This window comes from Gardnerella sp. 30-4, from assembly GCF_001641215.1.
GTDB lineage: Bacteria > Actinomycetota > Actinomycetes > Actinomycetales > Bifidobacteriaceae > Bifidobacterium > Bifidobacterium leopoldii.
Genome location: NZ_LXJL01000095.1, coordinates 1 through 9266 on the forward strand (window position 1 = coordinate 1; position 9266 = coordinate 9266).

A 9266-nucleotide genomic window follows, 5' to 3' on the forward strand; every position below is an offset into this window, starting at 1 on the left:
CTATAAAATCTGAAAGAAAAGTTTATTCAAATACTTTTTCTAAGAAACTTACTGCCGCAAGCGTAGCGGTAATTTTAACTGGGGCTTCTATCTCAATGTTTGCAGTTACTGCCAATAGTGCATATGCAAACGAAACTGATTTAAAACAACCTACTGTTCTCATTCCTAACAATAAAGTCACTTACAATGTAGCATCAGCTCCACTAACAAAAGGCGCAACAACTTCACAAAGCAGTGTAGAAAAGACTGCCGCAGGTCTTTTTAGATTTGCAATGAACGATCCTTCTCTTACTGCGGCACAGCGCGAAGATGCTCGCAAAGCTTACGAAACTTTGACCGGACAATTAAATAAGCCAAGCTGGTACGACTCAAAGGTGACTTTAGGAAAAGGAGATATTTACCCAGATTCTCTTTCTCGCTTAAGCAAAGCAATATCTTATATGCAAGCAATTAATGCTTATCGCCAAAGCATAGGATTAAGTCCTATGGGCGTAAGCCTCCAATTAACCGCTGATGCAATTAACGATGCATTCTATTCTGCAAACTACATCGGTCATGCTCGTCACTATAATACTTATGAAAATTTGGCTTGGGCTGATTACGGCGATGGTTCATACACCGGTGGCACAACACCTGAAACAATGACTGGCGCAATGAAGCAGTGGATTACAGACGAAAAGAAAGTTTACGACGAATACAAGTCACGTGGACAAGAGGCTCCAGAAGGCGAAGTTGGTCACTATTTGAACTTCATTAACGGCTCACTTGGTTCAATGGGATTCACTACTGGAAACATTAGTAATGAGTACGGTAGCATTGCAGCATGGGATGCTTCAACAGAAAGCGCTCCTTTCACAATCGAACAATACAAACAACTTATTGACAGGTACATCAATGGTAATGGTGGATCTTCCAGCCAAACACCAACACCGTCAGTTCCTGATCACACCGTGCCGTCGGTTCCTGATCACACCGTGCCATCGGTTCCTGACCACACCGTGCCGTCAGTTCCTGACCACACCGTGCCGTCAGATCCTGAAGTAGATCATACTGTTACACCAGATGTTATGCCAAATATCAATATTCCAGAAGAATATCCAAGCTTTAGCCATTCCGATTACAATATTGGTGTAGGAGATATCAATTCTTCTAACTTCGGCTTAGGAGACTTCAACTTCGGCTTGGGCAACACCACCGACTTCGGCGGAACCAACATCGGAGACTTCAACTTCGGCTTAGGCAACACCACCGACTTCAGCGGAACCAACATCGGAGACTTCAACTTCGGCTTAGGCAACACCACCGACTTCAGCGGAACCAACATCGGAGACTTCAACTTCGGAGACTTAAACGGCTCCAACGCTTCAACTACTTTACCTGCATCTAGCACTACGGATACCCCTGTAGTTGATCCTGACACACTTCTGTAAGAAGCTGAAATCTAATTAACAAACAAAAATGAAGTGACGCAGCGGCATTCACCGTTGCGTCACTTTTTATTACAACTTATTTGCAAAGAATTGTGTTTTCAACTTGAGTAAGGTTACTCTCATAATCACTTCCACAGAAACCATTATTACTTATTAAGTAGATTGTCACAAAATAAGTAAATATGCTCTACTAGAACCCCAAACGCTCAAGCTTCTTAGGATCGCTCTGCCATCCTTTTGCAACCTTCACATGCAATTCAAGCACAGCTTTTGTGCCAGTAATACGATTTACAGCCGTGCGCAAACGCTTCTTTACGCGCACTAAATGCTCCGCACGATGGCCAATAATAATCGGCTTTTGAGAATCACGCTCAACATAAACAGATACAAGCACATGCGCTTTATTGTCGTCGTATTGAGTATCCTCTCCACCGCCCGGATACACAATATCGTCAACTACAACAGCTAAAGAATGAGGCAACTCGTCGTCCAACTCTTCCAAAAATGCGCCGCGAATAAGCTCCGAAATCATGCTTTCTGGGCTTTCCTCACTAAGCTGATCCGCCGGATACATTTGCGGACCTTCAGGCAAGTTTTGAATCAAAACATTCTTAACTTCGTCAACATTGTCGCGTTCCAACGCACTAACCGGCACGATATCCGTAAAATCAGCAAACTGTTGTATTTGAAGCAAATGCTCAACTAACTCGCTGCGGCTAAGCGTATCAATTTTCGTAACAATACCGATAAGCGGAACTTTCCAAGTCCAATTGCCCTTCTCATCTTTTTTAGCAAAATCAGAACGAAGTCGACTCAGAATTCGCCTATCCCCAGGACCAATCTCCTGGTCTGCTGGAAGCAAAAATGCAATCGCGTCAACATCTGAAAGTGACTCGTCAACAATATCGTTCAAACGCTGACCAAGAAGCGTACGAGGACGGTGAATACCTGGAGTATCAACCAACACCATTTGTGCATTATCGGTAGTAACAATCCCTCGAATAGCTTTACGCGTAGTTTCCGGACGAGACGACGCAATAGCAATTTGCGTACCAATAAGAGCATTCATAAGCGTAGACTTACCAACGTTTGGTCTACCAACTACAGCTACGAAACCGGAACGATAACCGTGAAAATCAGGAGTAGAAATCGTTGCGCGAGTTGAAGCGTCTAGATTTGCAAACATCTCGTCGTCGAAGTCATCAGTGTCGTCGAAGTTGTTAATATTATTCACGTTATTCTTACCGTCCAGTTCTTTATTTCAGCATATTCGTTTGTTTCATAGTACTAGCTTGCTTCAAAGCATTGGTTTGTTTGCTTTCAGCAGATTTTTCGGAAGAGCTAATGTCATTTTGATTATCCTTAGAATCCTTAGACTCTTCCAAAACTTGTGCATCTCGTTCTACTAAAATAGTAGATACTTTCTTTCGCCTACCAGCTGAATCTACAGCAGTTAATTTTAGTCCTCTTGTAACAGCGCTGGAACCAACAATCGGCACATTACCAATCAACTTCGTAAGCAAACCAAACACAGTATCCACATCGTCTTCGTCAATATGAACTTCAAAAATATCTTCCAAATCTGCGATTGACGTTCGAGCAGGCATCTTCCACACGCCGTCACGTATTTCTTCTGGATCTGCATGCTGAGTGCGATCGTGCTCATCTTCCAACTCGCCAACAATTTGCTCAATAGCATCCTCAATAGTAACCAAGCCTGCAATACCGCCGTATTCGTCAACCACTACTGCCACATGCTGGCGAATTCGTTGCATTTCATGGAATAAATCGTCAACCGGCTTCGACTCAGGAACAAGCATAGGGTCTCGGCTAATTGTTTCAACTGCTCTAGAAGATGCTGCAGGATTAAACACAGTAGCGCGTACAGCATCCTTCAGATAAGCAACACCTACTAAATCATCTACAGAATCTCCAATAACGGGAACTCGAGAAAATCCTGAACGAGAGCATAATTTAAGGAAATTTTCCAGCGTTTCGTCGCTTTTTACGCAAATCATATCGGTTCTAGGTACCATTATTTCGCGAGTCAAAGTATCTGAAAGCGTGAGCACATTGCGCATCATTTCCGAAACTTCCGGATCGAAATCATTCGCTTCAACAAGTCGATCAATACTCGCCTTTGCTTGATCTAGCTGAATATCTTCCAAAGCTTCATCATCTGAAAGATCAACATGCTTTTTCCTAGAAGTGACGTCAACATCGCTAGCAATATGCACTAAAGGATTAATCGCAATAGCAATAGACACAATGCGAGAAAGTCGCATCAACTTTGCTACAGGTTGAGCCGCACCAACTGAACGTGGGCGAACAAGAATAGAAATCACAGCTACAGCTACTGAAACAACAACACCAATAATAAGAGTTACCCATAAAGGCGAGCCGAAAAATGCAGCTAAAGAAGCAAACAAAACTCCATCTAAAACGTTACATAGCACACGCACAAAAGCGCATGCTCCAGAAGTTGTATAACGGTCAGCAATCAGTTTTTTTACACGATGGATTCTAGCAATTCGACGCATACGCACTATGGCACTAGTTTCATCATCATGCGTTTGTGCTTCAATCATAAGATTATTTAAGCTTGCACGAGTAACTCTAGGCACTGCCCCTTCTGCAGCAGCCATCGCAAGAGAAAGCCATACAAGCAGCATTGCCAGCACAAGCAATGCAGCTAAGCCAATCCAGATATGCAACGGCAATTGCGGAACTGATATGCTAGAAAATATTTGCTTAATATATTCCATAATTATGCTCTTAATGCGCTTTAATGCTGTTTTTTATTTTTATTTTTGACGCTACTCGCTTCATGCTCAGCATCGTAACGCTCAAGCTCGTTTACTGCACCTTCTGGCAAAGTTGCATCATACAATTCTCCAGATCGAGCAGCGAAAAAAGTAAGCATTAGTTGACGTTGCAAACCAAACATTTGCTTTTCTTCTTCCGGAGTAGTGTGATCGTAGCCAAGCAAATGCAAAATGCCGTGAATAGTTAGCAACAACATTTCTTCCATAGTACTATGCCCAGCTGCGAGCGCCTGCTGTTGAGCAACCCATGGGCAAATCACCAAGTCGCCAAGCATTCCTTCAGAAACTTTTTCATCGCTTCCAGGAGTAAGCTCGTCCATTGGGAAACTCATAACATCCGTTGGGCCTTCTAGGTTCATCCAACGTTCATGCAAACAGGCAATTGGCTCTGGATCAACAAAAGTAATCGATAAATCCGAATGCGTACTTACTTTCATTTGTTGAAGAACCCACATTCCAAGATCTGAGAAGATTTTAGCGTCAATATTCCACACTGTTTCATTCATGACTTCAATGCTCATGATTTATCCGTTATTCCTCTCAGTAGATTCTTTAGTACGTTCACGTTTTTTACGCTCAAGCATTGCATCGTAATTTTCGTATGCTTCCACAATACGACCAACCAAAGCATGACGCACAACGTCTTCTGCTTGCAAATGCACAAAAGCAATATCTTTAACTTCGCCCAAAATCTTCTCAATAGAAACAAGACCAGAACGCACAACTGCTAAATCAACCTGCGTGCTATCTCCTGTAATCACCATGGTTGTATTAAAACCGAGTCGAGTTAGGAACATTTTTAATTGTTGAACAGTCGCATTTTGCGCTTCATCAAGAATAACAAAAGCATCGTTTAATGTGCGACCTCGCATATAAGCAAGAGGAGCAACTTCAACAACATTCTCGTCAAGATAGCGTTTTAGTTGTGCAGATCCAAGCATATCAGAAAGCGCATCATAGAGTGGGCGCAAATATGGATCAACTTTATCGTTTAAAGTGCCAGGCAAGAATCCTAAGTTTTCGCCAGCTTCAACAGCAGGACGAGTAAGAACAATTCTGCGAACTCTTCCATCTTCCAATGCACGAACAGCTTTAGCAACTGCTAAATACGTTTTTCCAGTACCAGCAGGACCAATTCCAAACGTTACAATATTGCAATCCATTGCTTGCACGTACGCTGTTTGCCCAGCAGTTTTTGCGCGAACAGGATTTCCTCCAGCAAACGTGATCACGCCTTTACTCATTCGAGCTCTTCTGCTCATAGCACGGCGATGCGCTTCTTCGCTAGAAGGCAACAGCTCACTTGAATCTCTTGAAAACTCATTTTCAGCGCGCGAAACAGGATTATTAATTGCATAGGATGAAGAAATAATACTATTTCCAAGCACTCCACCATCATGACCGATACGGTTTATGCGCACATTGTGTTCATCGTTATGCAAAATATCACGCTCAAGCATGCGTCTTACTTCGTATGCATCCATAGGTTGTTCGTAAGCTGCATCAATCATGCGCCTAAACGCATACTCAGCTTTAGCTGCATCTTCATCTGCTCTAGTTGAACGAGCAACAATTTGAACATCTTTGCCTCGCACAGTAATATCTGCTTCTGGAAAAGCATGTTCCACCTCACGCAAACCAGCATCTGCAGCACCTAAAACTGCAACCGAGCTTAATTCGCTAGGAATTTGCACAAAACGCGTAGTACTTTTCGTCACGATTTACAAGCTACCTTCTACAAGTTTTTCGCCAGTTAATACATGAGCATGAACATGAAACACTGTTTGACCAGCATCAATACCAGTATTAAATACGAGTCGATAATCACCGTTGAATTCATCATCAGCAATTTTTTGTGCAACACCAGCAATATGGGCCAAAGTTTCAGGAGCTTTACTAGCAAGCTCAGCAACATTCTTATAGTGATTGCGCGGCACAATCAGCACATGCACTTTTGCTTGAGGATTAATATCTTTAAAAGCAACTACCGAATCGTCTTCATAAACTCTGCTGCTCGGTATTTCTCCAGCAACAATTTTACAAAAAATGCAATCAGCATCAGTATTGTAAGTGATATCACTCATGGTTTCTCCCCTATTTGCTACTAAATGAAATCAATGCCTTAAGCCAAAAGCAATCGACACTCTTCCTATTATTTTACACAATTATGAGCACTTTTAGATACGATTTATGCGATTATTCGTAACGTCCTAAATCACGCGAAAGAAGAGAAAGAGCTACAGGTCCTGCAGTAGATGCGCGAAGAATATTACTGCCTAAAACGCAGCTTTTAGCACCAGCATCAATAAACATTGACACTTCATCGTCACTAATACCACCTTCTGGCCCAACTAAAACGTAAATAGTACGCTCTTTACCATCCTCCAAACAGCGCTCGCTAAGAGTATTTACTGCTTGTTCTATTTGATTCCAGCAATCAGTTGCGTCTTGATGCAATACGATTACGAGATTTCCGTAAACGCACGCACGCCTACATATTGCAACTATTTGCTTGCTCGAAACACATTCTTGAAGTTCAGGCATCCATGCGCGACGAGATTGCTCTGTAGCAGACTGTAAAACTTGGCTCCAACGCTTATCTGTGCGACCAGGTTTCCACTTTGCAATTGAACGATCCGCGCACCAAGGGATTACTTCATCCACGCCAATTTGCGTAGCCATATCAATTGCTTGCTCATCGTGCCCTGTTTTTGCCAAAGCTTGAACAAGTGCAAGTCTAGTCATTCGCGGAGCTTCCCTAGTAAACGCTTCTACACGAACTAAGCCATTTTCAACATCCGTCACCTTTGCATGAATGCGCAAGCCTTTGCCGTCAGAAAGTTGCAAAGCATCGCCTTCTAATAGTCGCATGGCAGATATAGCGTGACGTTTTACTTGAGATGGAAGCGTAATCGTCCACCCTTCTTCGATTCCTTCTGCAAGCACAGGAGCATTATCGTGATCAGTATCAAGCAAAAATAAAGCGTCAGTCATAGTTCAAGCCTAACGTGAGGATGCGCCAAGTACTAAAAAATGTTTCTGTGCAAGTATTGTGGCAAACTAGAACAGTACGTATTGGAGGTTTGCAATGAGTAATGAGCTTGGTGATAACACTGCGCTTGTTACTTTGCGTATTTCACGCTTTACTCCATGTAATAAATCTGAAGATGATGCAAACAGTAAACAGACAGAGCGCAAGCGCAGAGAAAGTCCTTTTGCGCGCAGAAAGCGCAGTAATCCTTTCGCAAAACTAGATTCTTCAGAAAATAACATAAATAATTCTTCCGAATCTAGTGAATCCAGAATATCTAGTGAATCCGGTGAATCTTACGAATCTTCTCCAAAACAAATTCAAGGTAAGCATTGGGTTCAAGATTACAGTTTACGCGTTCATTCTACTGACACTATTCTTGACTGTTTACTGACTATTAAACGCACAATCGACCCAACTTTAGCTTTCCGCTACTCATGCGGTCACGGCGTTTGCGGTTCCGACGCTGCAAACGTAAATGGCATGCCAACCTTACTATGCAGTGCAACTATTGGTGCAAACGCACGTCCTGAAAGCACAAATAGCGTGCAATCTCGAGGCTTTAGAAAAACTAGCACTACTAGCAGCTCCTCACAGTCGACAAAATCGCCAACTTTACAGCAAAAATCTAAAGAGACTACCACTTTGCAAAATGGCACTTTTGGTGTTATTGAGCTTGCTCCACTTTCAGGATTTGCAGTTCAACGAGATCTTATTTGCGATATTTCGCCTATGATTTCGCAAATAAAACGCTTAGAACCTTATTTGCAGGCATCTAACGTTTCTACGAGAAATACTGAAGGGAAACTCCAGCTTATTGAGTTTTTGCAACATCCTGAGGAACTTAAAAAATTTGAGCTTTTGAGCAATTGCATTATGTGCGGTGCTTGCGAAGGAATTTGCCCAATTTATGCAGGCGGAGAAGCCTTTATTGGGCCTGCAGCATTGGTTAACGCGGCTCGTTTTATTTACGATTCCAGAGACAATGCAACAGAGCATCGCCTTGATCTAATAGACAGCAGTGACGGTATTAGCGCATGCCAGTCAGTTAGAGCATGTTCAAGACAGTGCCCTCGCGGAATTGATATTGGCGAAGAAATTTGGCAGCTTACAACGCTTGTAAACGAGCGCAAAAACTCTTAGATTATTCAATTCCAGATGCTATGCGCACTGCCTCTATTGGGTCGTCTGTGACAGCAAATAAGTGCGGATCGAGTGAAGAAATAAAACCTCGTTGAGTTACTGTAGACTTCAGCCAGTCAATCAAACCATTCCAATACGAAGTACCGAAAAGAACAACAGGCACGCGCGCAACTTTATGCGTTTGCACTAAAGTCAAAGCTTCAAACATTTCATCCATCGTGCCAAAACCGCCAGGGCACACAATAATTCCAGAAGAATACTTCATAAACATTGTTTTACGCACGAAAAAATACCGAAATTGCATGCCAAGATTAATCCACTTATTCAAACCCTGCTCATGAGGAAGCTCAATCCCCAATCCTACAGACGTACCACCAGCTTCTGCAGCTCCACGGTTTGCAGCTTCCATAATTCCAGGACCGCCACCTGTAATAACAGCAAAACCGCGTTTTACAAGCTCTGAACCCATAGTACGAGCTAAAGAATACTCAGGATCATCTTCTTTTATTCGAGCAGAACCAAAAATACTAACAGCTTTATCTAACGATGCGAGCGCGTCAAAACCATCAACAAACTCAGCTTGAATACGAAGCGCACGCCATGGATCCGCGCTACGCCAATCCCATCTCTTATCTACTTCTACACCAACTCCAGAAACAAGCTGCTGATTGTTATCGTTACGAAGAAGCGTCTCTGTAGTGCTCTCCTTAGGAATCATAGAACCGCGCATCACAACAGAACCACGATGATACGTGTTATTCCAAGGTGGAACATCTACTGAAAAATCTTCTTTACTATTAAACATGATTTCTCCTAGAAATTTACTTTCAAATATAT

General features: G+C 42.6%; 9 protein-coding genes. 2 read left to right on the forward strand and 7 right to left on the reverse strand.

What is annotated here, in order from left to right:
- A partial coding sequence (locus tag A5294_RS05415) for a CAP domain-containing protein (protein WP_231880204.1) occupies positions 1 to 1430 on the forward strand: 1430 nt, incomplete at its 5' end.
- A 190-nt stretch (positions 1431 to 1620) separates the two neighbouring features.
- On the opposite strand, the gene era is transcribed toward A5294_RS05415, so the two are convergent.
- From era to A5294_RS05445, 6 genes are all read right to left on the reverse strand, one after another.
- Positions 1621 to 2682, reverse strand: coding sequence for a GTPase Era (gene era, locus A5294_RS05420; RefSeq protein ID WP_032835214.1), 1062 nt, complete (start codon positions 2680 to 2682; stop codon positions 1621 to 1623).
- A gap of 4 nt (positions 2683 to 2686) precedes the next feature.
- On the reverse strand, positions 2687 to 4195 hold the full coding sequence (locus tag A5294_RS05425; RefSeq protein WP_004106315.1) for a hemolysin family protein: 1509 nt from the start codon (positions 4193 to 4195) through the stop codon (positions 2687 to 2689).
- Positions 4196 to 4215: 20 nt separating this feature from the next.
- Positions 4216 to 4776, reverse strand: coding sequence for an rRNA maturation RNase YbeY (gene ybeY, locus A5294_RS05430; RefSeq protein WP_064340645.1), 561 nt, complete (start codon positions 4774 to 4776; stop codon positions 4216 to 4218).
- A gap of 3 nt (positions 4777 to 4779) precedes the next feature.
- Entirely contained in the window at positions 4780 to 5973 is a 1194-nt protein-coding gene (locus A5294_RS05435) for a PhoH family protein (RefSeq protein WP_064340646.1), read from the reverse strand.
- Between the two features lie 3 nt (positions 5974 to 5976).
- Entirely contained in the window at positions 5977 to 6339 is a 363-nt protein-coding gene (locus A5294_RS05440) for a histidine triad nucleotide-binding protein (RefSeq protein WP_004106318.1), read from the reverse strand.
- A 112-nt stretch (positions 6340 to 6451) separates the two neighbouring features.
- Entirely contained in the window at positions 6452 to 7249 is a 798-nt protein-coding gene (locus A5294_RS05445) for a 16S rRNA (uracil(1498)-N(3))-methyltransferase (RefSeq protein WP_064340647.1), read from the reverse strand.
- A gap of 94 nt (positions 7250 to 7343) precedes the next feature.
- Between A5294_RS05445 and A5294_RS05450 the strand changes: the two genes are divergently transcribed.
- Positions 7344 to 8429: a succinate dehydrogenase/fumarate reductase iron-sulfur subunit gene (locus tag A5294_RS05450; RefSeq protein ID WP_064340648.1), complete on the forward strand. Its 1086-nt coding sequence runs from the start codon at positions 7344 to 7346 to the stop codon at positions 8427 to 8429.
- Between the two features lies 1 nt (position 8430).
- Here the strand turns inward: A5294_RS05450 and A5294_RS05455 are convergent, their stop codons facing one another.
- Positions 8431 to 9234, reverse strand: coding sequence for a TIGR00730 family Rossman fold protein (locus tag A5294_RS05455; RefSeq protein WP_064340649.1), 804 nt, complete (start codon positions 9232 to 9234; stop codon positions 8431 to 8433).
- Positions 9235 to 9266 lie beyond the last annotated feature (32 nt).

Bases quoted from the DNA above. Each gene is read 5' to 3' on its own strand.
- A5294_RS05425 (WP_004106315.1), bottom strand. From the start codon at position 4,195: ATGGAATATATTAAGCAAATATTTTCTAGCATATCAGTTCCGCAATTG.
- ybeY (WP_064340645.1), bottom strand. From the start codon at position 4,776: ATGAGCATTGAAGTCATGAATGAAACAGTGTGGAATATTGACGCTAAA.
- A5294_RS05440 (WP_004106318.1), bottom strand. From the start codon at position 6,339: ATGAGTGATATCACTTACAATACTGATGCTGATTGCATTTTTTGTAAA.
- A5294_RS05445 (WP_064340647.1), bottom strand. From the start codon at position 7,249: ATGACTGACGCTTTATTTTTGCTTGATACTGATCACGATAATGCTCCT.
- A5294_RS05450 (WP_064340648.1), top strand. From the start codon at position 7,344: ATGAGTAATGAGCTTGGTGATAACACTGCGCTTGTTACTTTGCGTATT.
- A5294_RS05455 (WP_064340649.1), bottom strand. From the start codon at position 9,234: ATGTTTAATAGTAAAGAAGATTTTTCAGTAGATGTTCCACCTTGGAAT.